Source organism: Bacillus sp. Marseille-Q1617 (assembly GCF_903645295.1).
Lineage (GTDB): Bacteria > Bacillota > Bacilli > Bacillales > Bacillaceae_B > Rossellomorea.
Genome location: NZ_CAHJXM010000001.1, coordinates 2,072,371 through 2,096,052 on the forward strand (window position 1 = coordinate 2,072,371; position 23,682 = coordinate 2,096,052).

General features: G+C 44.1%; 25 protein-coding genes and 2 riboswitches. Of the genes, 1 reads left to right on the top strand and 24 read right to left on the bottom strand.

The window, feature by feature from the left end:
• Positions 1-60: 60 nt before the first annotated feature.
• A complete protein-coding gene (locus HWX64_RS10360) occupies positions 61-1,068 on the bottom strand; it encodes a DUF3231 family protein (RefSeq protein WP_254871089.1) in 1,008 nt (335 codons plus the stop codon).
• A 161-nt stretch (positions 1,069-1,229) separates the two neighbouring features.
• Between HWX64_RS10360 and HWX64_RS10365 the strand changes: the two genes are divergently transcribed.
• A complete protein-coding gene (locus HWX64_RS10365; RefSeq protein ID WP_175989369.1) occupies positions 1,230-1,412 on the top strand; it encodes a CsbD family protein in 183 nt (60 codons plus the stop codon).
• 117 nt (positions 1,413-1,529) lie between these two features.
• On the opposite strand, the gene HWX64_RS10370 is transcribed toward HWX64_RS10365, so the two are convergent.
• From HWX64_RS10370 to HWX64_RS21930, 23 genes are all read right to left on the bottom strand, one after another.
• Complete coding sequence (locus HWX64_RS10370; RefSeq protein ID WP_175989370.1) at positions 1,530-2,333, bottom strand: serine hydrolase; 804 nt, start codon at positions 2,331-2,333, stop codon at positions 1,530-1,532.
• Positions 2,333-3,337, bottom strand: coding sequence for an ABC transporter ATP-binding protein (locus HWX64_RS10375; protein WP_175989371.1), 1,005 nt, complete (start codon positions 3,335-3,337; stop codon positions 2,333-2,335). Before HWX64_RS10375 ends, HWX64_RS10370 begins: the two co-directional genes overlap by 1 nt.
• Positions 3,334-4,260, bottom strand: coding sequence for a C40 family peptidase (locus HWX64_RS10380; RefSeq protein ID WP_175989372.1), 927 nt, complete (start codon positions 4,258-4,260; stop codon positions 3,334-3,336). The genes HWX64_RS10375 and HWX64_RS10380 overlap by 4 nt, the downstream gene beginning before the upstream one ends.
• Before the next feature lie 19 nt (positions 4,261-4,279).
• Positions 4,280-5,362 carry a dipeptide epimerase gene (locus tag HWX64_RS10385; RefSeq protein WP_175989373.1) on the bottom strand — a complete coding sequence of 361 codons (1,083 nt, stop codon included), beginning with the start codon at positions 5,360-5,362 and terminating at the stop codon, positions 4,280-4,282.
• Positions 5,359-6,300: an LD-carboxypeptidase gene (locus HWX64_RS10390; RefSeq protein WP_175989374.1), complete on the bottom strand. Its 942-nt coding sequence runs from the start codon at positions 6,298-6,300 to the stop codon at positions 5,359-5,361. The genes HWX64_RS10385 and HWX64_RS10390 overlap by 4 nt, the downstream gene beginning before the upstream one ends.
• Positions 6,301-6,376: 76 nt before the next feature.
• Positions 6,377-7,999, bottom strand: a complete 1,623-nt coding sequence (locus tag HWX64_RS10395) for a peptide ABC transporter substrate-binding protein (RefSeq protein ID WP_175989375.1) — start codon at positions 7,997-7,999, stop codon at positions 6,377-6,379.
• Between the two features lie 35 nt (positions 8,000-8,034).
• Positions 8,035-9,048 carry an ABC transporter ATP-binding protein gene (locus HWX64_RS10400; RefSeq protein ID WP_175989376.1) on the bottom strand — a complete coding sequence of 338 codons (1,014 nt, stop codon included), beginning with the start codon at positions 9,046-9,048 and terminating at the stop codon, positions 8,035-8,037.
• A 6-nt stretch (positions 9,049-9,054) separates the two neighbouring features.
• Positions 9,055-10,008, bottom strand: coding sequence for an ABC transporter permease (locus tag HWX64_RS10405; RefSeq protein WP_175989377.1), 954 nt, complete (start codon positions 10,006-10,008; stop codon positions 9,055-9,057).
• Positions 10,008-10,940, bottom strand: a complete 933-nt coding sequence (locus HWX64_RS10410; RefSeq protein ID WP_175989378.1) for an ABC transporter permease — start codon at positions 10,938-10,940, stop codon at positions 10,008-10,010. Before HWX64_RS10410 ends, HWX64_RS10405 begins: the two co-directional genes overlap by 1 nt.
• A 15-nt stretch (positions 10,941-10,955) precedes the next feature.
• On the bottom strand, positions 10,956-11,780 hold the full coding sequence (locus HWX64_RS10415; RefSeq protein ID WP_175989379.1) for a M55 family metallopeptidase: 825 nt from the start codon (positions 11,778-11,780) through the stop codon (positions 10,956-10,958).
• Positions 11,781-12,131: 351 nt separating this feature from the next.
• Positions 12,132-13,421 carry a nucleobase:cation symporter-2 family protein gene (locus tag HWX64_RS10420; protein ID WP_175989380.1) on the bottom strand — a complete coding sequence of 430 codons (1,290 nt, stop codon included), beginning with the start codon at positions 13,419-13,421 and terminating at the stop codon, positions 12,132-12,134.
• Positions 13,418-14,017 carry a xanthine phosphoribosyltransferase gene (locus HWX64_RS10425; protein WP_175989381.1) on the bottom strand — a complete coding sequence of 200 codons (600 nt, stop codon included), beginning with the start codon at positions 14,015-14,017 and terminating at the stop codon, positions 13,418-13,420. The genes HWX64_RS10420 and HWX64_RS10425 overlap by 4 nt, the downstream gene beginning before the upstream one ends.
• A gap of 133 nt (positions 14,018-14,150) precedes the next feature.
• A riboswitch (purine riboswitch) is annotated at positions 14,151-14,252 on the bottom strand.
• A gap of 89 nt (positions 14,253-14,341) precedes the next feature.
• A complete protein-coding gene (locus HWX64_RS10430) occupies positions 14,342-15,472 on the bottom strand; it encodes an MBL fold metallo-hydrolase (protein ID WP_175989382.1) in 1,131 nt (376 codons plus the stop codon).
• Positions 15,473-15,671: 199 nt separating this feature from the next.
• Entirely contained in the window at positions 15,672-16,223 is a 552-nt protein-coding gene (locus HWX64_RS10435; protein WP_175989383.1) for a bifunctional precorrin-2 dehydrogenase/sirohydrochlorin ferrochelatase, read from the bottom strand.
• Complete coding sequence (locus HWX64_RS10440) at positions 16,204-16,953, bottom strand: sirohydrochlorin chelatase (protein ID WP_175989384.1); 750 nt, start codon at positions 16,951-16,953, stop codon at positions 16,204-16,206. Before HWX64_RS10440 ends, HWX64_RS10435 begins: the two co-directional genes overlap by 20 nt.
• Complete coding sequence (gene cobA / locus HWX64_RS10445) at positions 16,954-17,727, bottom strand: uroporphyrinogen-III C-methyltransferase (protein ID WP_175989721.1); 774 nt, start codon at positions 17,725-17,727, stop codon at positions 16,954-16,956. It abuts the gene before it with no gap.
• Positions 17,727-17,966, bottom strand: a complete 240-nt coding sequence (locus HWX64_RS10450; RefSeq protein WP_175989385.1) for a DUF3906 family protein — start codon at positions 17,964-17,966, stop codon at positions 17,727-17,729. Before HWX64_RS10450 ends, cobA begins: the two co-directional genes overlap by 1 nt.
• 14 nt (positions 17,967-17,980) lie before the next feature.
• A complete protein-coding gene (locus tag HWX64_RS10455) occupies positions 17,981-19,591 on the bottom strand; it encodes a nitrite/sulfite reductase (RefSeq protein ID WP_175989386.1) in 1,611 nt (536 codons plus the stop codon).
• Positions 19,592-19,603: 12 nt separating this feature from the next.
• Positions 19,604-20,206 carry an adenylyl-sulfate kinase gene (gene cysC, locus HWX64_RS10460; RefSeq protein WP_175989387.1) on the bottom strand — a complete coding sequence of 201 codons (603 nt, stop codon included), beginning with the start codon at positions 20,204-20,206 and terminating at the stop codon, positions 19,604-19,606.
• Positions 20,207-20,225: 19 nt separating this feature from the next.
• Positions 20,226-21,356, bottom strand: a complete 1,131-nt coding sequence (gene sat, locus HWX64_RS10465) for a sulfate adenylyltransferase (RefSeq protein ID WP_175989388.1) — start codon at positions 21,354-21,356, stop codon at positions 20,226-20,228.
• A gap of 41 nt (positions 21,357-21,397) precedes the next feature.
• Positions 21,398-22,420 (bottom strand): inorganic phosphate transporter, encoded by a 1,023-nt coding sequence (locus HWX64_RS10470; RefSeq protein WP_175989722.1) that lies wholly within the window; start codon positions 22,418-22,420, stop codon positions 21,398-21,400.
• Positions 22,421-22,477: 57 nt separating this feature from the next.
• The gene (locus HWX64_RS10475) at positions 22,478-23,176 is read right to left on the bottom strand and encodes a phosphoadenylyl-sulfate reductase (RefSeq protein ID WP_175989389.1); all 699 of its coding nucleotides are present in this window, start codon (positions 23,174-23,176) and stop codon (positions 22,478-22,480) included.
• A gap of 110 nt (positions 23,177-23,286) precedes the next feature.
• Positions 23,287-23,439 (bottom strand): YezD family protein, encoded by a 153-nt coding sequence (locus HWX64_RS21930; protein WP_254871090.1) that lies wholly within the window; start codon positions 23,437-23,439, stop codon positions 23,287-23,289.
• Between the two features lie 85 nt (positions 23,440-23,524).
• Positions 23,525-23,634: riboswitch (SAM riboswitch) on the bottom strand.
• Between the last annotated feature and the right edge of the window lie 48 nt (positions 23,635-23,682).

A 23,682-nucleotide genomic window follows, 5' to 3' on the forward strand; every position in this document is an offset into this window, starting at 1 on the left:
TTTTAATTGCTACATAGATATGATCCAGATGATGGTGTCAAACATTTCATCTACTTCTGGCTAGACTTTTCTGCTTACTGCTTGAGGAGGTTCTTCAAACCATTTCTCCTTTATTGCTAACAGCAAACCCAGTCCGTAAAACTTCTTCATATCATCGGATATTTTGCCTAGTTTTAAAATAATATCTGTCCTTAAACTGGAGGTCATAGCTTGGTTCACCATGTTGAAACAGAATATCCCCAAACAAGTATTCACAAAAAACAGCATTAACTTATCAGAGAATGGAGAAATACCTATATTGGACATTTTATAGTCTCCTGATGCTGATACGGGAATATTTTCTTTATCCAGTATTTCTTGAAGCTGATGTAATACTTTATCGATCTGATCTCTGCCTTTACCAAAGTGTTTCTTTACCTCTTTTGCTTTGGCAAACTGACTAAAAGTGACAAATACCATTTTTGAAAACTGTGCTCTATGGATAATTCTTGACAAGTTGGCAATTTCAGCAGTGTTCAAAGATCTTGAGGCACCCAGAAAACCATTGAGATAAATCATGGAATCAGCAAATTCCACTTCACTGTCTATTTCTATTTGTGGAGGTCTTAAATATACTCCTTGTGATAGCATGATTTGTACAATTTCATTCTGGACTTCCACAGTGAACTCAATGTTTTTTTGGAAATGATCTCGTATCTTCTTTTTAGTGCAGTCTGATAAGGCAGATGGATATGTACTCATGGAAAGATGTGTTGTATCAAAACAGATATACAATATAAATGTGTCTGAAAACACTTTAGGTGCATTCACATTTACATCTTTATCGGTAAATCCAAGAGGAATGGTAAGATTCTCTTGGATAAAAACCTCCTCTAGTTCTTTTATATTAACTTGGGATTGATTTAACAGCTTTCCTATCACTTGTTTTATTTCGTCATTTTCCGTGCTTACATGCAAATACTCAAAGAGCCTTCGATCCATACTGTTCTTCAAATATGAAGACCAAAGGTTAGAAACCTCATTCACGGTCAAATCTCCAAAAGGCATGTTATTTATTGCATCACTCATGTTCACACACTCCTTTATATGTAGTTTTCCGTATATACAATTATTTATTTATAGAAAGTTTAAAGTAATTGGTATATCTTTCTGATTGGTTTTTCGTTTATTCTCTTTGACTCAAGGATATAGATTAATAAAACAAAAATACTAAAAGTGAGGTTGATAATATGAAGGAAAATAAAGATCAAATGAAAGGTAAGCGTAAGCAAACAGAGGGAGATTTAAAGAAAACCTGGGGAAAACTTACGATGGATGATCAAAAAGTCGGAGAAGGCGAGCGCGACAAGGATAAAGGTAAAATTCAAGAAAATTTCGGCGATGTGAAGGAATCCATCAAGAAAAGTTGGTAGCTGTACTTGACCTTATAAGCGTGGAAGCAACATCTCACATGCTCTTAAAAAGGAGGATTCACCTGTTTACGAAAAAACAGGTGAATCCTCCTTTTAGGAATGTTAATATTCTTAGACTTACCCAGTAAATCCCTCCATCATATATTCATTCAAATATTCCCCTATCCTCGCCAGCACTTCACTTCCTGTTCCATTATCCTTCAGTCCATCAATCAAAACCGCAGCATAGACTGTATGTTCCTTATGCCGTAAAATCGCGCAGTCATGCTCAACGCCCGGCAGCTCACCTGTTTTATTTGCTACATAGATATGTTCACGGTTTATCTTTGCCGGTAACTTTTGATTAAATTGCTGGTTATGAAGCATCTTCAGCATCGACTCACGGCTGTTTGCATGAAACATTCCATCCTTATCAATGGCCTTTAAGCAGGTAAGAGCATCCCTGGCAGACATCTGATTATCGACCCCTGATTGCAATGCATCTAAATCCATCAGTTTACGATTTAATTCTGTTTCTTTCAGTCCGAGTCGTTTGCACATTTCATTGACTGCAGTCATCCCTATTCGGTCGATCAGAAGGTTGGTTGCCGTGTTATCGGATACAATGATCATCAATGTGAGCAAATCATGGATTGTCACTTTTGAATGCTGTGACAAGTGGCTGAGGACCCCTGCCCCGCCCACTTTTTCAGGTTGGGGAACAGGAATGATCTCATCAGGATGAAGTTTACCATCTTGAATCTGAAAGAAGCCTTGGAGTAAGATCGGAAGTTTGATTAAGCTGGCTGCTGATAATTGCACTTCGCTATTATGCTTTATGGAGCATGTGGAAAGCTCGATGGCTAAACTGACACGGCCTTGACCTTCATCTATCACTCTTTGAATCTTTTCCTCCAACACTTTAGCTTTGAACACATCCATTATTTCGTCGCTGCCACTTCATCATGATCTTTTCGTATCGTCTTATCATACAGATGACAAGCTACATAGTGATTTTCCTCCACCTCATGCCATTTCGGCACAACCGACGCACAGGCCTCCATCGCGGCAGGGCACCTGGTGCGGAACACACAGCCGCTCGGGGGATTTATGGCACTCGGGATCTCCCCCTTCAGGATCATCCTTTCCCGCTCATCCTCTATATCCGGGTCCGGAATCGGAATCGCTGATAGCAAGGCTTGCGAATAAGGGTGCAGAGGCTTCTTATACAATTCATTGCTGTCAGTCAACTCGACGATGTGACCGAGATACATAACGCCGATCCTGTCGCTGATATGCTTCACCATGGAGAGGTCATGAGCGATGAAAAGGAAGGTCAATCCCTTTTCATCCTGAAGCTTTTTCAACAAATTGACGATTTGCGCCTGTACGGATACATCGAGTGCCGAAATGGGTTCATCTGCAATGATGAATTCGGGGTCCAGGGCCAGAGCACGGGCTATCCCTATCCGCTGTCTCTGTCCGCCGCTGAACTCATGAGGATACCGGTTCGCATGATCACGATTCAGTCCCACATCTTCAAGAAGCTGATAGATCCGCTCCAACCGTTCTTTTTTATCCTTGTATAACCCATGGGCATCCATTGGCTCCGAGATGATTTCACGTACGGTCGACCTGGGATTCAGCGAGGCGTACGGATCTTGGAAAATCATCTGCATCTTCCCGTAAAACGACCGCTTTTCCTTTTCCGTCAGGGTATGGACATTCTTCCCACTATACGATACTTCTCCATCTGTTGCGTCGTAGAGTCCGATGATGGTCCGACCGGTAGTGGACTTTCCACACCCGGATTCCCCGACGAGTCCAAAGGTTTCACCTTTATAAATGTCAAAAGAGACGTTGTCCACTGCCTTCAGCACTTTCCCTTTATCAAGGGTGAAATATTTCTTCAGATTATTGACTTCCAGTAGCTTTTGACTTTTCACGATGCATCCCCCGTCTCCTGCCAGTAGCGTCTTGCTGCACAAAGTTCCTTTTCATAATAGGTCCCTTTGAGTGTGATGATTTCAATCGTCTTACCAGTATTAGGCGAATGGATCATCTGGCCATCACCGTAATAAATGCCAACATGGTGAATGCTCCCCTTCCCTTCTTCATAAGCAAAGAAAAGAAGGTCACCCGGTTTTAAATCATCAAGCGGAATATCTTCCCCTTTCTTTGCCTGGTCGCCAGCGTCCCGGGGGATCAGATACCCATTTGCTTTGCACATTGAATAACTAAACCCTGAACAATCGAATCCGTAACTGCTCATGCCTCCCCACAAGTAAGGGAGATCAAGGAAGGCTTCTCCTGATTTTACGATATCCATTCCTTTGCCTTTTCCGTCCTTAACAGCTCCGCTGGAGACACTTACATTTTCACCCTCTAGATAATGTATCCCCAATGGTGTGCGCACCATAATCCGGTTTCCGTCTTCCCGCTCAATAGGAAGGGAGGTTAAGAAACTCAGTTCAAGTTCTTTTACCCCATCTACTGTGAACAAATCGGCGAATTTGCTTGTTACAATGGCAAACGGACCCGTTTCCGTCTGGGTATCCTGTTTGCTGAGCTGGACGGTGGGAACCCAGCCTGGATATCCCCTCTCGTCTTTTGAGGATGCCTGGTCCAGGACGATTACATGGGACCAGCCTTCTTTTTCTTCGAGCACCAATACCTCCTGACCGAATAATGCTTGCGACTGGATGCGGTTCTCATCACATAGGGCAAGTCTTGTTTCGTGTGTTAAGGAGTCGAGCCATCTTTCAATGTTTACAGGGTTGGATACAGCGTCTGCATCGACTCCGCGAGCTGAATCAGGTGATGTCCAAACCGTTGCTACCGGTACATTGACTGCGGTTTTATTTTTCATATGTATTCCTCCATTTACTTTAATGAATTTGTACTGATTTAACACCTAGACCAGGAGAGTCGGGAATGGTGATCGTTCTGCCTTTATATTGAATACCTCCTGCTACGATGTCTTCTGAAAGCATCAACGGGGCATCAAAGTCAAATCTTGTGATATTCTTTTTACTTGCTGCGAAATGAGCAGCCGCCGTTATACCAAGGCGGGTTTCGATCATACTTCCCACCATGCATTCCACCCCGCAGATTTCAGCCAGATTGTTGATTTTTTGTGCTTGATAGATTCCGCCTGCCTTCATCAATTTGATATTCATGAGATCTGCACTTCGTGTTTTCAAGACCTGAAATGCCTGCTGCGGGGAAAACACGCTTTCATCCGCCATGATGAGCGTATCGACATTGTCCGTTACTTTTTTCAATCCTTCTATGTCATGTGCCGGGACGGGCTGCTCCACCAACTCGATATTCAGGTGCAGGTCTTCCATTTTTCGAATGGCGCGCACAGCTGCTTTGGCTTCCCAACCCTGATTTGCATCGAGGCGGATCTTGATCGAGTCCCCGATAACCTGCCGGATCGCCTGAATGCGTTTGATGTCTGTCCCGATTTCATCTTTTCCCACCTTTATCTTCAGAACATTAAAGCCCCTCATGCTGTAAAGCAAGGCATCTTCAGCCATTTCCGAAGGACTGTTCACACTGACGGTATAGTCGGTTTCCAACGTATTGCGGTACCCGCCTAAATATTGATAGAGCGGGAGTCTGCTATGCTGGGCCAGGCAGTCATAGACGGCCATATCGACAGCAGCCTTTGCACTTTGATTTCCTACCAGGAGCTTATGCATATCCTGGAAAATAGATTCATGGTTTAATAGGCATCTTCCCACAAGGGCAGGCTTCAGGACGTCAAGGATGGCCGATTCGATACTTTTTAGGCTTTCACCTGTAATGACCAGGGTGGGAGGGGCTTCTCCCCAGCCTGTGATCCCGTTGTCACACACCATCCTGACACCGATTGCTTCAGCAGTATGCACGGTTCGCAGAGCCGTCTTGAATGGTGTATGCAATGGGACTGATACGCGGAACGTTTCAACCTGTACGATATTCATGACTCGTCAACCTCCCCTTTTATGCCGCTTTCGACTATGAGTGTTTTCTCTTTTGTATTCATTCTGCCAACCGAGCCGACCGGAATGGCGAGACAAGGAGAAGAGTGGCCGATGAGGAACCCTTTCATTGCCGGCTTATCCGCTGGCTTTATATGCTCTTCAAACAATTGATCCAAGGTAAGGGACTCTTTTCTCTTATCAGGTCCGCAGTTTTTGAAATCACCTATGATGATCCCTTCTGCATCCTGGAATTTACCCGCCATCTTTATCTGGTTCAGCATGCGGTCAACTTTATACGGCTCCTCATCAATATCTTCTATGAAGAAGATTTTCCCTTTCGTATCCACTTCATATTCAGTCCCCAGTGTACTGACTAATAGTGTCAGGTTGCCTCCGATGACCGGACCGCTTGCGTTACCCTCCACTACAGTGTGAAGAGGAGAGGATTTATGAGTAAACTCAACATTCTTTGTTTCAAAAAGCTGCCCGAAAGACTGCTTGGTTAACTCATGAACATCCGGTAAACCAACATCCGAGCTCAGCATTGGTCCATGGAATGTCACGAGGCCCGTTTTTTGGTGAATGGCTGTATGTAGAAACGTAATATCACTATATCCCCAAAAAATCTTTGGGTTTCTTGCAATCAGCTCATAGTCAAGCTTTGACACGAGCCGCCCTGTTCCATATCCGCCGCACGCACAAATAATCGCATTGATCGCTGAATCCGAAAACATAGTATGTATATCTTCTGCCCGCTCTTCATCCGTCCCTGCTAAATAGCCATATTCATTAAGAACAGACGAGCCCATCTTCACGACTAGACCCAATCCTTCAAGAAACGTTATCGCTTTTTCCAATGCTTCTTTTTTAGGCGGACTTGCAGGAGCAACGATTCCGACTGTATCACCATGTTTCAGCTTTGAAGCTTTTATGGCCACCTTTCTTCACCCCTTTAGTAGAAAAAGAGGGAGGAGACTCTTAAAAAGAGCCCTCTCCACTCCGTTTTTACTCACCTTATTTTTTATCTGCCCATTTTAATTCCATGTATCCGACTGGATGGCGAACGATCCCCGAAACATCTTCGTTTTGTAAGTATACGTAGTTATAGAAGTGAATAGGAATAATCGGCATATCTTCCATCAAAATCTTTTCTGCTTTATACATTAATTCAAAGCGTTTCTCTTCGTCTGCTTCATTTTTCGCCTGCTTGATCAAATTATCATACTCTGTATTGCTCCAGGCTGTACGGTTCATGGAATGACCCGTCTGGAAGTTTTCAAGGAAGTTGATCGGATCCCCGTAGTCAGCAAGGAAAGAGCTTCGTGATAGTTGGAACTTGCCAGCTTTTTGCTCATCCTGGAATACATTCCATTCCATATTCGCTAATTTCACATCCACATCCAGGTTCTCTTTGAACATTTGTTGAAGTGCTTCGGCTATTTTTTGGTGAGTATCACTTGTACTGTAGGTCAAGGTGACTTCAGGAAGCTTGTCATAACCCTCTTCTTCCAATCCTTTTTCGAGTAATGACTTTGCTTCTTCGATATTTGTTTTGACAAGGTCACCGCTTGTTTCGCGGAAGTCATTACCGGACGGATCATTGAATCCGCTTGATACGAAACCATATGCCGGCTTTTCCTTATTCTTCGTTACGAAGTCGACCATTTGCTGCTGATCGACAGCCATTGCAAATGCTTTACGGATGTTTTTGTTCTGGAAAGGTTCTTTATCTAGGTTGAAGCGGTAGAAATAGGTGCCTGCCTGATCTTCAACGTTCACTTTACCTTCCTCGAACAGTTGTTTACTCAAGTCAGCGGGTACATCTGACGTATCAAGTTCCCCTGTTTTATACAATTGATAATCGGTATTTGAATCATTGACCATTGCCCAGTTCACTTTGTCCAATTTAACGGAGTCTGCATCCCAATACTGCTCATTCTTTTCCATCACGAAGTGGCTGTCATGCTCCCACTCTGTTAATTTGAATGGTCCATTCGCTACAAACGTATCCGCTTCTGCAAACCATTCAGGGTTTTCCTTTGCCACTTTTTCATTGATCGGGAAGAAAGCGGGATTGGAAATGACACTCAAGAAGTATGCTTGCGGGCTTGTCAGCGTCACTTCAAACGTTTTCTCATCCACAGCTTTGACCTTCACTTCATCTGCTGAGCCTTCACCATTATTGAAGGCTTCTCCACCTTCGATGAAATAACCAAGGAATGCAGCCGGCGACCCTGTTTCCGGATCTAACAATCGTTTCCACGCGAATACAAAATCACCCGCGGTTACATCATCGCCATTTGACCATTTAGCATTGTCGCGGATATGGAATGTGTATACTTTCCCATCTTCAGAGACATCCCATTTCTCGGCCATGGCGCCTTCAGGCTCATGATCTGCGTTCAAGCGTGTCAATCCTTCCATCAAATTGTTTAACGCTGTCCATGAATAGGAATCAAATCCGATAGGCGGGTCAAATGATGTCGGTTCAGCACCATTGTTCAAGTACAGTACCTTTTCCCTGTTTTCCTTACTGTCCTTGCTGCCTTCTTCTTTCCCGGCATCCTGTGTCGCAGTACATGCAGCCAATACAAATAGAAGTAAACCCATTAAACATAACGATACTACCTTTTTCATCTTTCTCCCCCTCTTTGTTTTTTTCTATCACTCTATCAGCGTATATTTAAACTGATAGTTGAAAGCATCACTTTTGCCCGCGGATCCTGAAGCCAGCAATCTACGTGATGGTCACTGGAAAGCGTTGTCTTAACCGGATACACACGGTCGCAGACTTCCATGGCCATATCGCAGCGGGCGGAGAACGGGCACCCTGCCGGATGCGAAAATAAATCCGGCGGTGATCCCGATATCGGTGTAAGAGCCGCTCCATCAAGATCGAGCCGCGGCACCGATTTTAACAGCCCTTGTGTATAAGGGTGCTGAGGCTTATAAAAGATCTCTCTTCTAGTACCTTCTTCAACGATTTTCCCGGCATACATGACCGCAATACGATCTGCAACCTGGGCCACCACACCTAAGTCATGTGTGATCAGTATGATAGAAACGCCCGTTTTACGCTGGACTTCTTTGAAGAGCTCCAGAATTTGGGCTTGAATCGTAACATCCAGCGCAGTGGTCGGTTCATCGGCTATCAGAACATCCGGCTGACAGACAAGGGCCATCGCAATCACGATACGCTGTCTCATCCCGCCGCTGAACTGGTGAGGATACTGTTTCAAACGTTCCTCGGGATGAGGAATCCCTACCAGATTGAGCATCTCAACGGCTTTCTTGGATGCTTCTTTCTTTGAAATATTCTCATGCTGCAAAATGCCCTCCATGATTTGTTCCCCAATCGTAAGAGTAGGGTTCAGGGCCGTCATGGGATCCTGAAAGATCATGGAGATATCTTTTCCCCGCACATTTCGCATCTCTTTTTCTGATAACTTCAGTAAGTCCTGTCCTTTAAATAGAATGGATCCCTCTGTTATCCTTCCTGGAGGATTCGGAATGAGCCTCATGATGCTCTGTGAGGTCACGCTTTTTCCACAGCCGGATTCCCCGACGATGGCAAGAGTTTCCCCCTTGTTCAATTGAACATTCACTCCCCGGACTGCTTTTACTTCCCCTCCATATGTAGCAAAGGATACATGTAGATCATGAACGGATAGTACAGTGTTTTTCATAGATGGTTACCTCCTCAGCTTAGGATCGAGAGCATCCTGAAGCCCGTCACCTAACACGTTAAATGAAAACATCGTCAACGAAATAAATAATGCCGGGAAGAAAAGACGCCACCAGTAGCCTGAGAGAATCGTAGATAATCCATCATTGGCCATTACGCCCCAGCTTGCATAAGGTGCCTGGATCCCGAGACCGAGAAAGCTTAAGAATGCTTCTGCAAAAATGGCACTGGGCACCGTCAGCGTCATCTGGACGATGATCGGTCCCATCGTATTCGGCAGCAGGTTCTTCCGGATGATCCTGGCCGTTTTCGTTCCAAACGTTTTTGATGCCAGGATGAATTCATAATTCTTGATTTGAAGCACCTGCCCGCGTACAATCCTCGCCATTCCGATCCAGCCTGTGACGGTCAATGCTACAATGATGGTAGACAAGCCGGGGCCCATCACGACCATCAATAAAATGACAACCAGTAAGTAAGGAAGTCCGTATAGAATTTCGACGATACGCATCATCACGCTATCCGTTTTTCCGCCTTTGTATCCGGCAACTCCCCCATAGATGATACCAATCACAAAATCAATCAATGCGGCCATGAAACCGACAAACAGGGAAATGCGTGCGCCGTACCAAGTCCTCGTAAACACATCCCGTCCTAAATCATCCGTCCCGAACCAGTGCTGGCTCGAAGGCGGCAGGTTCTGGCTCGCCAGTGTCTGTTTCGTCACATCGTGCGGGGAGATGATGGGACCCATGACAGCCATGAAGATCAACAGAATCAAGAAGACGAATCCCAGCATCGCCAATTTATTCTTTAAAAGGCGTATCCATGCATCCTGCCAGTAGGAAAGGCTTGGCCTTACAACAGCTTCAGCTTCCTCCTTATTTTTCTTTTTTGGAATGAACCATTCGTCCAATGCTTCGTCAGGCATCTTAGAATGTTGATGTTGTGGTGCCCCCATTATTTCGCCTCCTTCTTATGCAGTTTGATGCGCGGGTCCAGGAAGCCGTATGCTAAATCAACCAGGAACAGCATGACAATCAAGAATGCACTATAGAAGACGGTCGTTCCCATGATGACCGGATAGTCACGCTGGTTGATGCTCTCTACAAAATATTTTCCCATCCCCGGGATGGCAAAGATTTGTTCAATGACGAACGTCCCCGTCAGAATGCCGGCCGCCAGTGTGCCCAGGACGGTCACGACCGGAAGCAGTGCATTACGCAGTGCATGCTTGATGACAATCTTGAAGGGGGATAAACCTTTAGCCCTGGCAGTACGTATATAGTCCTGTGTAAGAACCTCCAGCATGCTTGAACGTGTCAAACGGGCAATGATCGCCATTGGCCCGGTGGCTAATGCAAGCGTAGGAAGAATCATATGTTTCCAGCTTGTCCATGTGGCCACCGGCAGGATTTGCCAGTTTACAGCTACCTGTTGAATTAACATCGTTGCCATGACAAAGTTAGGGATTGAAATTCCCAGTACCGCAAAGGTCATTGCCATGTAATCGATCATCCGGTTATGCCGGAGGGCAGCCAATATACCAAGTATGATTCCTGACAATACAGCAATCATCAGGGTGATCATCCCTAATTCGAAGGAAATCGGGAAGCCTCTCCCTAATAAATCATTAACGGTTTGAGAAGGCTGTGTGATCGAAGGACCGAAATCCAATGTTACGAGTGATTTTAAATAAAGAGCGTATTGAACCAATAATGGTTCATCAAGATGATAGTGCGCTTCCAGATTTTTTTGAACCATTTCACTTGTGTTTCTCTCCTCGTTGAATGGCGAACCCGGAATGGCATGCATCAGGAAAAAGGTAAGAGTGACAATCAGCCACAATGTGATGACCATGGCCAAAAGCCTTTTTAACAAATATGTACCCATCAGTTTTCACACTTTCTAACAGAATGTAGTTTTCATCGCCAGTTCGGTCATCACGACCATTGCCCGGTAAGCTTCTAATATATCTTTTGCCTGAAAGCGGACAGTCGTTGTGCCTGGCTCAAGGACAGTGCCGGGCATGATGCTCGCCCATTCAGCCTGTCCATAGTTGGCAAACTCGATCCGGAGAACCGGGTTATCAGGCGGTACGAGCGGCTTTACATTCTTGCGGTTCAAAAGAGCTTGTTCCGTTTTCTCTTTTAATAATGTTTGTGCTTTAGCAGGGGTTAAGCTTTTGGCAACAGAGCGGGAGATTGTTTCCTTTACAACAGCTGTCGTCACATTTGGGATGAGGCTCTCCGCTTCGAGTGCCGCCTGATCGTCTCCAGCCACCAGCAGGACAGGGACACCATAATGCCCTGCAACATATGCATTGAATCCCATTTCACCTATGGGCGTATCATCTATATACATATGCCTGACACCGAAAATCATCGAATGAGACATCACACCCTTCATCGAGGCCCTTGCATGATAGCCAACAAAAAAAGCACCTTGGAACGTCTCATCCAGTCCCTGCACCATCGAAAATGGTTTTACTCCACCGGATATCAACTTTGTTTCAGGGTGCAGCTTTTCAATTAACAGATTGTTCATTTGAGAATGGCTGTCATTGACCAACACATTGCTGCAGCCGCTGTCAAAAGCAGCATGGATGACAGCATTGGCTTCTTCTGTCATGATGAGCCTTCCTCGTTCGTAATTGTGCTTCGTCGAATCCACATGAGTATGATCGACCAGACCCGTGATTCCCTCCATATCCACTGACATGTAGATATTCATATTTATCTCACCTCCTTTATAGGAAAAATTATTTAAATTTTCTTAATATTATAGATATTATTTCAGAATATTTCAATAACATTTCAGTCAAAAAGGAATATATTCCTATTTTTAAATATTACAGGAAATTAGACTTATTTTACTTCGAGATCTCTTTTTGAAGGACGTCTATTTGAACTATGTTTGGGCAGGGTTTCCTTGAATAGTGAACGAGGATCCCGAATATGTTATACAACTGATACCTTATCCTTATTTACCATAGGTTAATTCCATATGTAAATTGCCCTTCTTTTTTCCTACAAAAAAAAGCCAAAGCACTTACACATGCTTTGGCTGATTCAATAACTTCATTTATGAAGCTTTCTGTTCGTTGAAAACAATTTGTGACTCTCTTTTTCTTGCAGCATTAAAAAATACATTCAGCACAATCGCTGTCAGGCTCCCTGCCACGATTCCATTATCCGTCAGGATCCTGATGCCCGATGGCATTTGGGAAAAGAGTTCTGGTACCGCTGTGACGCCAAGCCCCATACCGACGGAACATGCGATGATCAGCAGGTTTTCCTGTGAAGAGAAGTCAACTTGACTCAGCATCTTGATGCCATACGCGATGACCATCCCGAACATGGCAACCATCGCCCCGCCAAGAACAGGTGCAGGGATAATGGTGGTCATAGCCCCGATTTTCGGTACAAGCCCGAGGATCACAAGGAAGAATCCGGTTAAATAGATGATGTGATTTTTCTTGACTCCCGAAAGCTGGATGAGGCCGACATTCTGTGAATAGGTGGTATAAGGGAAGGCATTGAATATACCGCCGAGGACGATGGCCAATCCTTCCGCCCGGTAGCCTCTTGCCAAATCCTTTTCAGCTACCTCTTTTTTACATATATCTGCTAATGCAAAGTACACACCTGTTGATTCGACAAGGCTTACCATCGCCACCAAAATCATCGTCAATATGGCCGAAAGTTCAAATGTCGGCATCCCGAAGTAAAAAGGCTGCGCCAGATGGAACCATGCAGCGTTTCCTACTTCACTGACATCGACCATCCCCATAAAGGATGCAGCGACAGTACCGATCACCAAACCTGCCAAAATCGAAATCGAACGGATGAATCCTGTGAAGAACTTGTAAAGAACTAAAATGATCAACAGTGTACCGAATGCCAATGACAGATTCGTCAAGGAACCGAAATCTGCGCTGCCCTGACCGCCAGCCATATTGTTCATGGCCACGGGAATCAGGGTGATCCCGATGATGGTCACAACCGAGCCCGTTACGACAGGGGGAAAAAATCGCACCATCTTGCCAAAGTACTTGCTGATAAGAACCACGAACACCCCAGAGACAAGGATGGAGCCGTAAATGGCTGATATGCCGTACTGACCTCCGATGGCAATCATCGGACCTACGGCTGTGAAGGTACAGCCCAACACGACAGGAAGTCCGATACCGAAGAAGCGGTTTTTCCATACTTGGAGAATCGTTGCAATCCCGCACATCAAGATATCAATCGACACAAGATACGTGAGCTCTTCTCCTGACAGACCCAATGCCCCTCCTACGATTAACGGAACAATGACAGCTCCTGCATACATGGCCAATACATGTTGAATACCCAAGGATACATTTTTCATGAACGTTTCGCCTCCGCTGCCTTATCTTCTTTAAATCTAATGTACTCATCTTCCAGTGAATCGATTTCTGCCAATGAATCAACCCGGAAGCCTTTCTCTCGCAGAATCTTTCCTCCATCCTGAAAGGATTTTTCGATGACGATTCCAACCCCCGCAACCTCAGCCCCGGCTTTATCTGCAAGTTCGATAAGACCCCAGGCAGCCTGTCCATTTGCTAAAAAGTCATCAATGATAAGAACTCTATCACCTTTATGTATGTATTTGCCGGATACGGAAATTGTATTCTCTTCCTTCTTCGTGAAGGAATACACCTTTGAAGTGATCAATCCTTCCGACTGTGTAAGGGATTGACGTTTGCGTGCAAAAACCATCGGGACCCCAAGCTTAAGTGCAGCCATCAATCCCGGAGCAATACCCGAAGATTCAATGGTCAATACCTTTGTAATCGATTCTTCCCCGTACCTTCCAGCGAATTCTTCGCCAATTGCATCCATCAATTGAGGATCTACTCCGTGGTTTAAAAACGAATCCACTTTCAAGACAGAATCGGAAAGTACGACTCCCTCTTCACGAATTTTCTTTTTTAATAAATCCATTTATTCATGCTCCCTTCAGACGATTCCTAATATAACCCCAATAAAAAAACCTAAAGACCATCGCACTCAAAGACTGAGTGAACAATGATCTTTAGGTATATGAAAAAGGCAAAGAAAGCCGCACAAATATCCCTGTCATCCATTGCTCACCCATAGTCGAACGATTTACGGTCATTCGGTAGAAACTTGCAGGCCCTATCCCCGCGATTATATGAGTGAATGTTTGTTTGATTACCGTTAGTATAAAGGGTATGTACGTGGTTGTAAAGATAAATCACATACATTTTAATAAAAAATATGATTTTTGTTCGTGTTTAGCCGTGATTATTTGATCGCGCACCTATTCGGACCGATTTCCATTTCACGCTGCTTGTCATCATCAGGTGTTATCTTACCCATATTGGTTTCCCTGATTTCCTGATATGCATTCGGCTGAGGGGGAAGGTCCTCACTGACTGCTTTCCTGAATTCACTTTCATCCTCGATGTTCAATCCATGATTTTCTTTGTACAAAACCCCCAGCTTCTCAGCGACGCTGCCATCTTCATTCATTTCCTTAATCGTCATGAAATGAGCCGGAAGGACGATTAATTCATCGTCTAAAGCCTTGTATCTCTCATACAATGAGTGACGAAGATCATTAGCCCAGTCACCGGCTTTACCTGCAAGATCCGGACGTCCGATCGAGTCGATAAACAAGATGTCACCCGTCAATAAATAAGATTCATCAATGATTAGGGAGGTACTGCCGATGGTGTGGCCAGGTGAATATAAAGGATGGATGGAAATCACTGAATCGCCAATTTTGATGTCATTCCCTTCTTCCAACGGAGTGAATCCGAATATCACTTCCTCTGCATCTTTAGGAGGAAGAAAATACTCTGCACCGGAAGAGTCGGCCAGTTTTCTTCCTCCAGAAATATGATCAGCATGCAGATGGGTATCAATCAACGCTTTGATTTTCACGCCTTTTTCCTTGGCAAAGTTTTCAAAGACTTCGGTCATTCTGGTTGTATCCACCACAGCCCCTTCTCCATTAGATTCTATAAAGTAGGACAGACAGCCTTTCCCTATTCGTACAAATTGATAAATCGTGCCGCCACTCTTTAAATCACCGACTTTGATCGGCTCTAAATGTTCACTCCAGGCTTGCATGCCGCCCTCAATGGAATATACATTATCATAGCCGTGTCCGGCAATTTGTTCCGCTGCTTTTTTTGAAGAGTTTCCTTTTGAACAAATCACATAGATCGGTTCATCTTTTGGTAAATGATCGACAATAGGGTCAATACCGTCCACCAAATCAGAATAGGGGGTATTTAGAACTTCAATTGATTTCCCTTCCACTTTCCAGTCATTAAAATCCCCCTTTTTTCGGACATCAAGAATGAACGCTTTTTCATTTTTTATGACTTTTTGTGCTATTTCTTTTACTGATATTGATTTTACAGACAATGGAATACCTCCTCAATAATAAAGATACTTGGTTATTTAGTTTGGTGTTGGCACCGGTAACTTACTAGGTCGATAAAAATTTGGGGTTAAAAAAGGGAATGCATACAATTAGTAGCATTCCCTTGATTCACACCATTATTTAATTTATTCAAACTCTACTATTCTTCAGCAATAAAATCAAAAAAAGAGAGATTTTCATCTATAACTCGTCCGCCATATCCTTTAGTAACTTGAACTTTTCTTCCCTGCTAAGTGCAGTTTGGTTGATTTCCTTTCTTCTCTTAGCCAAGTACGATAGTGATTCAATAAATAAGTCATCAGATTGTTCCATGAACTGGCTGCATAATTTTTTTGCTAAATAAGGGCTGGCACCGTTCGTTGACACAGAGATCGTTAAATATCCCTTTTGCATAAATGAAGTCATTTGAAAATCACTATTTTCTCCTTGATCTACCAAGGATACAAGTTGATAAGGGGATGCCTGCCTTTTTATCCATTCATTTATCTTTTTCTGATCAGTTGCTGCAATGATGAACCAGGCATCCTCCAAATCAGCTTTTTCGACTGTTTTTTGTTTCCACTGAATTTCTTTTCTGACAGCAAGCTCCCTGATTCCTTCAACTGCCTGCGGGCTCACCACTGTCACTTCTGCTCCATGTTCCAAAAATACAAGAAGCTTCCTTAACGCGATTCTCCCTCCGCCTGCCACGGTTACTCTTCTTTCTTTCATCTCAACCATAAGAGGAAGCAATGTGTTCTCCCCCTTTCATCGTTTCTTTAACCCGGTCTATAAACGCTTCTGCAACCATAGAATCTTTACCTAAGTAGCCACCGAGCAATAGACGGGTGTTTTCATCATTCATGTCTTTTTCTATTCCTTTCATCAATAACCCGGTAAACAGTAAGTAAGGAATGAAGACAACCTTCTTCCCTGTGTGCTTTGCTTTTTTAAGTGTGTCTTGAAAGCTCGGCGGAGCGGCGGTCAGAAAACAGATCCAGACATATTTTAAACCCGTTTTTTTCTGAACAATTTCAGCAATCATTGCCAAATCCCTTTTCACTTCAGGGTCCGAGCTTCCTCTTCCGATCAAAACAGCAATGGTCGAAGGATCCATTTCCCTGCATTCATCGATTCTGTTAATCACGGAGTCAACCATTTTTTCATGTACCCCTATCGGTTTTCCGTAATTGATCGAGATGGATGGATGTTTAGCTTTACATGCTTTCAGCACGTCAGGTATATCCTTTTTCGAATGGGCAGCAGTCAGTAATAAAAGAGGAACAACGGAAATTCGTTCTGCCCCTTTCTTCACACATTCATCAAATCCCTCTTCAATGGAAGGGGATGCAAGCTCAAGGAAACAGATTTCCTGAATGTCTGCGTCTATATGAGGCTTGCATTCATTAATAAAACTGACTGCTTCTTCCCGTGCCTCCCTAAGTCTGCTCCCATGACATACATATAAAACGGCATGTGCCATCTATAATGCCTCACTTATCTGACGCTTTTCAACCATTTCTTCAAACCACTGGATTTTCTCCCGATAACGGACAACTTCCCCGACAATGATCATACTCGGATTTGAAATCTTTGCTTCCTTCACGATATCCACGATGGTCTCAAGCGTACCTGTGACGGTTCTTTGCACTTCGGTTGTACCCCAGTGCACGAGGGCGACCGGCGTATCTTTGCTCTTTCCATATTTCATAAGTTTCCCTTTAATATATGGGAGATTACTGACCCCCATATAAATGGCCAAGGTATCGATTCCTTTCGAAAGACCTTCCCATTTTTCTTCCTCAAATTGGTTATTCTGGCGATGACCCGTCACGAAAGCGACCGACGAACTGGCGTCCCTGTGCGTGACCGGTATCCCTGCATAGGAAGCTGCGGCAATTCCAGACGTGATTCCCGGAATGATTTCAAACGGGATGTTTTTGTCTGCGAGGGCTTCAGCTTCCTCCCCGCCCCTTCCGAATACGAAAGGATCGCCTCCTTTCAACCTGACGACTTCTTTTCCACCGGAAGCGTATCTCACAAGAAAATGATTGATGGTTTCCTGTTTCATTGTGTGATAGTTTGGCAGTTTTCCACAGTAGATCAAATCCGCCCCTTTCCTGGCATATGTCAGAAGTTCTTTATTCACGAGACGGTCATAAAGAATCACATCCGCTTTCTCTATCGCCTTCAGTGCCTTAAGCGTAATCAAATCTGGATCTCCCGGACCCGCTCCAACCAAGTAAACCTTTCCCATCATCGAATTCCCCCTACAGAGTTTGTACTTGTTTCCTGTTCGTGAAGTACATATCCTGCACCGTTTCCTCGTATTCTTCGTTTCTCATAAAGAGAAATGTCCTGGATTACTGGTTTTTTCAAGAAATACTTTTCCAGCTCTATTTCTACAAGATCGAAGGCTTTTTCATCTTGTTCTGCAGCAACGATGACACTTGTCACAGATGCAGGCGTCGTTACTTCAAACCGGTACAGATTCATGCAGATCCCTCCCATTATGCTTCCTGAAGCATCTCATCCAGTGATTGCTGCAGAGAAGAACTCCCTTTACGATTGATATAATCAAAGAATGATTCGCCGGGCTTTTTTGTATCCCTAAAGTGCACCAATAACTCTTTCACCACAGAGGTCAAATTCTCTGCGTTCACTTTTCCCTTCAATTTTTCGTTCAGCTTTCCTCCGCCTTCCAGGGTTCCGCCAACATATATCTCAAATGCTTCAATCATTTTCTTGTCTTTGGTCCTCATTTTGATTCCCTGCAATCCTATATCGGCGATCTGCCGCTGACCGCATGAATTCGGACATCCGACCATATGGATGCGGACAGGCACGTCGAGCGACAAGTTCCTGTCGAGTTCGTTTGCAATCACTCTCATCCGCTCCTTGGTTTCAACCAGTGCCAGATTGCAGTATTCAATCCCTGTGCAGGAAACCGAGTAGCCGATAAAAGAGAGGGGACTGGTGGATATACGGTCGAAGATCTTCTCTTCGAGTAAAGCATCGACATGTTCATCCGGTATATTGGGAATGATGAGATTTTGAGAATTGCAGTTTCTAAGTTCACCGTTCCCATATTTTTTTGATATTCTGGCAAGCTCAAGTACTTCATCTGAATTCAGCCGCCCAACCGGAACATTCAGCCCCACATAATTCAGTCCTTGCTGTTTTTGATGGTGCACTCCGTAAAAGTAGCCGGCATTCCATCCTGATACCGCATCCTCACCTGCCGGTAAAAGGTCAACATACTCTGCCAGTTTCTCACGGAATTTTTCCGGTCCCCAATCTGCCATCAGAAACTTCAGACGTGCCAAATGACGCTTTTCACGGTACCCGAAGTCCCGGAAGATCGTCGTCACAGCTGCAGCTGTATCTTTCACCTGGTGAGGGAGGACGAAAACATCGATCTCCTCCGCAAGAAACGGCCGGGCAGACAAGCCGCCGCCGATTTTTAAATGGAAGCCGACTTCCTCTTTACCATCAATCACTTTTTTTGCAGGGATGAAAGAAACGCAATTGATCTCTGCATTGGCAGCATTGTTGACATTTGAGCTGATTGACATTTTGTATTTTCTTGGAAGGTTTGAAAAATCATCATTATGCTGGAAAAAGTCATATACTTCTTTGACGATACTTCTTGTGTCAAATAATTCATCAGGGTCAATACCTGCCAGGGGGTTCCCGACGATATTCCGCGTAATATCCCCGCATGCCCCTGCAGAAGAAAGTCCCACTTTCTCCAACCGATTAAAGATATCAGGAATTTGTTCAATCTTTAACCAGTGGAATTGAATCGCCTGTCTAGTGGTGATGTCATAAACATCCCGGCCGTACTCTTTGGCAATCGAAGCCTGCTCCCTTGCTTGTTCATAAGTAAGCACTCCGGAAGGGACATTGACCCTCATCATGAAATATCCATCTTCTTTAGGTCGCTGCAAATAGAGACCCGCCCACTTGAATTTATCCCATTCCTCTTTCGGAATAGATGAAAATCCGTGCTCCGCATAATAAGGGATATCCTCGAAAATGGCCAACCCGTCTCTCTCCAGCTTCCATTTCTCCGTTTTATTCAGTTTTTCATTTTCAGACCATGATTTTACATAAGCCATATCATTCACTCCTTAAATAAGACGATTTCGCTTTAATTCATTCAGGATTTTCTCCACGCATACATCAATCGAGTCCTTTTCGGTATCCAACACGATTTCAGGATTCAACGGTTCTTCATATGGCGCGCTGATTCCAGTGAAATGTTGGATTTCGTTTCTTCTGGCTTTTTGATAAAGCCCCTTTGGATCTCGTTTCTCACATTCTTCCAGGGAGCATTTCACATGCACTTCGATGAATTCACCCCTATCCACTAATCCCCTGACCAGATCCCGGTCATCCCTGTAAGGTGAAATGAAGGCGGTAAGTACGATTTGTCCGCTCTCGACAAATAATTTGGATACTTCTCCGATCCTTCTGATGTTTTCTTTCCGATCCGCTTCTTTAAAACCCAAATCATTGTTTAAACCATGGCGAATATTGTCGCCGTCCAACACCACTGCCTGTTTCCCTCTTTCGAAAAGGGAATGAGCCAGCTTGTTGGCGACTGAAGATTTTCCGGATGCGGACAAACCTGTGAACCATAATATGAAGCTTTCATGACCATTCTTCATCCGTCTCTCGTCCTTTTTTACAGCCGCCTCATGCCAGACTAGGTTCTCTGTCCCTTTACTCATCTTTACTCCTCCTTACCATTTAGCGAATCTCCTGTGCCAATCCGTTGATTAATACATCAATCACTTCCCGCCTGCTGAAAGTGGGAGGGGGCACTTCGCCGTTTCGCAGCATTCCTCTCACTTTCGTACCTGATAGGATGAGGTGATGTTCTGAATCATGCGGGCACGTTTTTGAAGTCGCCATCCCTTCACACCTTTCACAATAGAAACTATGTTCGAACCGTAATGGAATAATGCCGACTTCATCCGGGCTGAACAAATCAAAGATTTTTTGGGCATCATACGTTCCGTAATAATCCCCTACACCTGCATGATCACGGCCAACAATGAAATGGGTGCATCCGTAATTCTTCCGTACAAGCGCATGAAAGACCGCTTCCCTCGGACCTGCATACCTCATGGCAGCCGGGAAGACGCCAAGCGTCACTTGGTCCTCTGGATAATAGTTCTTCAACAGCACTTCATAGCTCTCCATTCTGATATTGGCCGGAATGTCATCCTTCTTGGTTTCTCCCACCAAAGGGTTAAGGAACAATCCATCAACTGTTTCCAAGGCTGTCTTCTGAATGTATTCATGTGCCCGGTGAACAGGATTTCGCGTTTGAAAACCGACGATCGTCTTCCAGCCTTTTTGTTGGAATTTCCTGCGGCTCTCCAAAGGATCGAACGAATAGGAAGAGAAAGGTTTCGTTAACCTTCTGTGCAGCGTGATACTTCCTCCAGCATAGACATCACCGCGATCGAACAACTTCTTCACACCAGGATGATTCGAATCCGTCGTGCCATAAACATAAAGTGCTTCCTTTTCTTTATCAGGCTGATAAATGTCAGTCACATCAATTGTTCCGTACGTAACACCCTTATGGATCAGCTTACTCTTCTCCCCCTGTTTCAATTGGTCCCGCTTATTAACCGGAAGGGTGATAGGGATGCTCCATACGGTTCCATCATTCAGGCGCATTTTTTCCACTACACTGGTATAATCCTCTTCTGTTAAAAACCCCCGGATCGGACTATAAGCACCAATTGCAATCAGTTCCAGGTCGCTTAATGCTATTTCGTCCAATTCAATTTCCTTTGTTATCCCATCCAAGTTTGCTCTTGGATCAAAAGCCTGTATCAATGTTCCTCCATGCGGTTGTAAACTCATTTTCATCCTCCTTAAATTTATCGTTTTAGTTGGTTTTGAACTCAGATGCCTCCACCTTCTTCATGAACAGATCTTTTTTCTTCATTTATGATCTTCATTAAGGAAAGAGCACCTATGGTGGCAATGATCACGCTGAAAGGGACAACAATTGAATACAAATCTAGTTGGATCAGCAGTTTGATCATAAAATAGGACATACTGAGCGAAATAAGAGGTGATACTACCCAGATCTTGATGATTTTCGATACAATTTTCTTCTTCAGCATCACCCTGCCCCTTTTCGCAGCCCCGAGACCGATGATGGAGGATGATGTTACCTGAGTAAGCGGCATCGGCAACCCATATAGTGAGCTGATCATCAGAAGAATAGCTCCTGTACTCGATATTACGATGCCTTCCATTTTTGTTAGCTGAACAATTTTCTTTCCGTTGGTTTCAACTACCCTGCTCCCTAATAAAACGACACCGAGAGCTACGAATAATCCGCCCAGCCAAATGCCTTTCCCTGCAGACAACATCCCTGCCCCAACGAGTGGTCCAACAGCATTGGCTACATTATTCATGCCAGCAGAAAAAGCTTCAAAGAATCCTGTTATTACAAGCACCGCACCCATCCACCTTCTCTTGAACTGATACCCCTTCATCTCCAGCAGGTACAATATTTTTCCGGTCAACCAAGTGATTAGGAAGGCTGCCAGTGGCACAAGAATCCAAAACATGATGATAACCAGTAGAGATTCTATAATTAGGACCTGATATGCAACCCCCGCTCCTACGACTGCCCCCACTGTAACCTCACTGGTCGAGAGCGGAATGCCCAACATGTTGGCAAGAAACAGCGATAGAGTAGAAGAAAGCAGGATAATAACCACGATCTTAGTAGTAAGGATGTCTTGCGGGATAATTCCTGAACTGATCGTTTTCACCACTTCCCCGCCTCCGAGCACAGCGCCAAGAAGCACCCCGGCAGAGCATATCAGCAAGGCTGTTCTCATGCTTTTCACCGCTCCAGCCCCATATGCCACACCCATCGATGCAGCCGCTCCACTCGCACCGATATTCATCGCAAAAAATAGACATATAAAAAGTGCGGTCACTTCAAGCAACGATCTTCACCCTCCTTAATGAAGACCGCATTCTGTCTTTCCTGAGCCTTTCCATCTGCCGGAGCGTAAATCGTCCATGTTATAGGCAGGTGCTGTACAATGGGAACACCCTATGCTGGGATAGCCTTTATCATGGAGAGTATTGTAAGGAAGTTGGTGTTTGTGTACATACCTCCACACTTCTTTCCACGTCCAATGGATGAGGGGGCAAATTTTTATCGATTTAAACTTTTCATCCTTATTAATGAAATTTACATACTTCCTGCTTTCTGACTGTTCCCTCCGCAATCCTGAAATCCAGGCATGTCCTTTTGATAATGCTTCTTCCAGGGGAATGAGTTTTCTTAAACGACAGCATTGATTAGGATCTGTCTCCCATAATTTTTCACCATATTTCAAAGTCTGCTCATCTAATGTCAGCGCTGATTTTTTAGACGTTATGTTTAAATCGGGATACTTGGTTCTTACTTTTTCGATCGTTTCGTACGTTTCTTTGAAGTGCACATCTGTATCTAAAAAGATAATCTTTGCCGAGGGTTTGACCTTAGCAATCAAATCAACCAGTACAATTCCCTCAATCCCGAAGCTGCAGGCATACACGATATCATTTCTGTAATGTTCATAAGACCATTCAAGGACATTCAAGGCACCTTTATAGGTTTCATCAATTTGGAAAGAACAGGATGGGTGTTTCCAATTCTGATAAGTTAACAATATACAACCCCCTTTATTGAGCTGAAAAAAAGAAAAAGAGACGTTAGACACAGAGAGGGATATCCCTCAAAGTGTTTAACGCCTCTAGTTTGTCTAGTCAGCATTTCAGTTTATTTAAGTCTGACCTTTTCATTTTTCTCAATCTGTACAACTTTTCCATCTTGGACCACGACTGTAATAGACCCAAATTTCATCGTCTTTAACATTGACTTCACATTTTTTACAACTTCATCAAATGCTTTTTGATTGTCTTGATCTGCCACATGATTCCCCCAAACTTCATCTTATCCAGTCATAGCCTGAAAGAAAAAACAACCTTCCAGAATGGAAGGTTGTTCAGGCATAGATACCTTATCTTCCAAAATGAATCCACATTTTGCTGGAATTGGCACCTTACTGACTAATAGTAGGTTGCCGGGCTTCAAAGGGCCAGGTCCCTCCACCGCTCTGGATAAGAAATATTTAATTTAATATTCTAAATAATATCACGTTTTTCAAAGATGTCA

Bases quoted from the DNA above. Each gene is read 5' to 3' on its own strand.
- HWX64_RS10360 (WP_254871089.1), bottom strand. From the start codon at position 1,068: ATGAGTGATGCAATAAATAACATGCCTTTTGGAGATTTGACCGTGAAT.
- HWX64_RS10365 (WP_175989369.1), top strand. From the start codon at position 1,230: ATGAAGGAAAATAAAGATCAAATGAAAGGTAAGCGTAAGCAAACAGAG.
- HWX64_RS10370 (WP_175989370.1), bottom strand. From the start codon at position 2,333: ATGGATGTGTTCAAAGCTAAAGTGTTGGAGGAAAAGATTCAAAGAGTG.
- HWX64_RS10380 (WP_175989372.1), bottom strand. From the start codon at position 4,260: ATGAAAAATAAAACCGCAGTCAATGTACCGGTAGCAACGGTTTGGACA.
- HWX64_RS10385 (WP_175989373.1), bottom strand. From the start codon at position 5,362: ATGAATATCGTACAGGTTGAAACGTTCCGCGTATCAGTCCCATTGCAT.
- HWX64_RS10395 (WP_175989375.1), bottom strand. From the start codon at position 7,999: ATGAAAAAGGTAGTATCGTTATGTTTAATGGGTTTACTTCTATTTGTA.
- HWX64_RS10400 (WP_175989376.1), bottom strand. From the start codon at position 9,048: ATGAAAAACACTGTACTATCCGTTCATGATCTACATGTATCCTTTGCT.
- HWX64_RS10405 (WP_175989377.1), bottom strand. From the start codon at position 10,008: ATGGGGGCACCACAACATCAACATTCTAAGATGCCTGACGAAGCATTG.
- HWX64_RS10410 (WP_175989378.1), bottom strand. From the start codon at position 10,940: ATGGGTACATATTTGTTAAAAAGGCTTTTGGCCATGGTCATCACATTG.
- HWX64_RS10415 (WP_175989379.1), bottom strand. From the start codon at position 11,780: ATGAATATCTACATGTCAGTGGATATGGAGGGAATCACGGGTCTGGTC.
- HWX64_RS10420 (WP_175989380.1), bottom strand. From the start codon at position 13,421: ATGAAAAATGTATCCTTGGGTATTCAACATGTATTGGCCATGTATGCA.
- HWX64_RS10425 (WP_175989381.1), bottom strand. From the start codon at position 14,017: ATGGATTTATTAAAAAAGAAAATTCGTGAAGAGGGAGTCGTACTTTCC.
- HWX64_RS10440 (WP_175989384.1), bottom strand. From the start codon at position 16,953: ATGGCACATGCCGTTTTATATGTATGTCATGGGAGCAGACTTAGGGAG.
- cobA (WP_175989721.1), bottom strand. From the start codon at position 17,727: ATGGGAAAGGTTTACTTGGTTGGAGCGGGTCCGGGAGATCCAGATTTG.
- HWX64_RS10450 (WP_175989385.1), bottom strand. From the start codon at position 17,966: ATGAATCTGTACCGGTTTGAAGTAACGACGCCTGCATCTGTGACAAGT.
- HWX64_RS10455 (WP_175989386.1), bottom strand. From the start codon at position 19,591: ATGGCTTATGTAAAATCATGGTCTGAAAATGAAAAACTGAATAAAACG.
- cysC (WP_175989387.1), bottom strand. From the start codon at position 20,206: ATGAGTAAAGGGACAGAGAACCTAGTCTGGCATGAGGCGGCTGTAAAA.
- sat (WP_175989388.1), bottom strand. From the start codon at position 21,356: ATGAGTTTACAACCGCATGGAGGAACATTGATACAGGCTTTTGATCCA.
- HWX64_RS10470 (WP_175989722.1), bottom strand. From the start codon at position 22,420: ATGAATATCGGTGCGAGTGGAGCGGCTGCATCGATGGGTGTGGCATAT.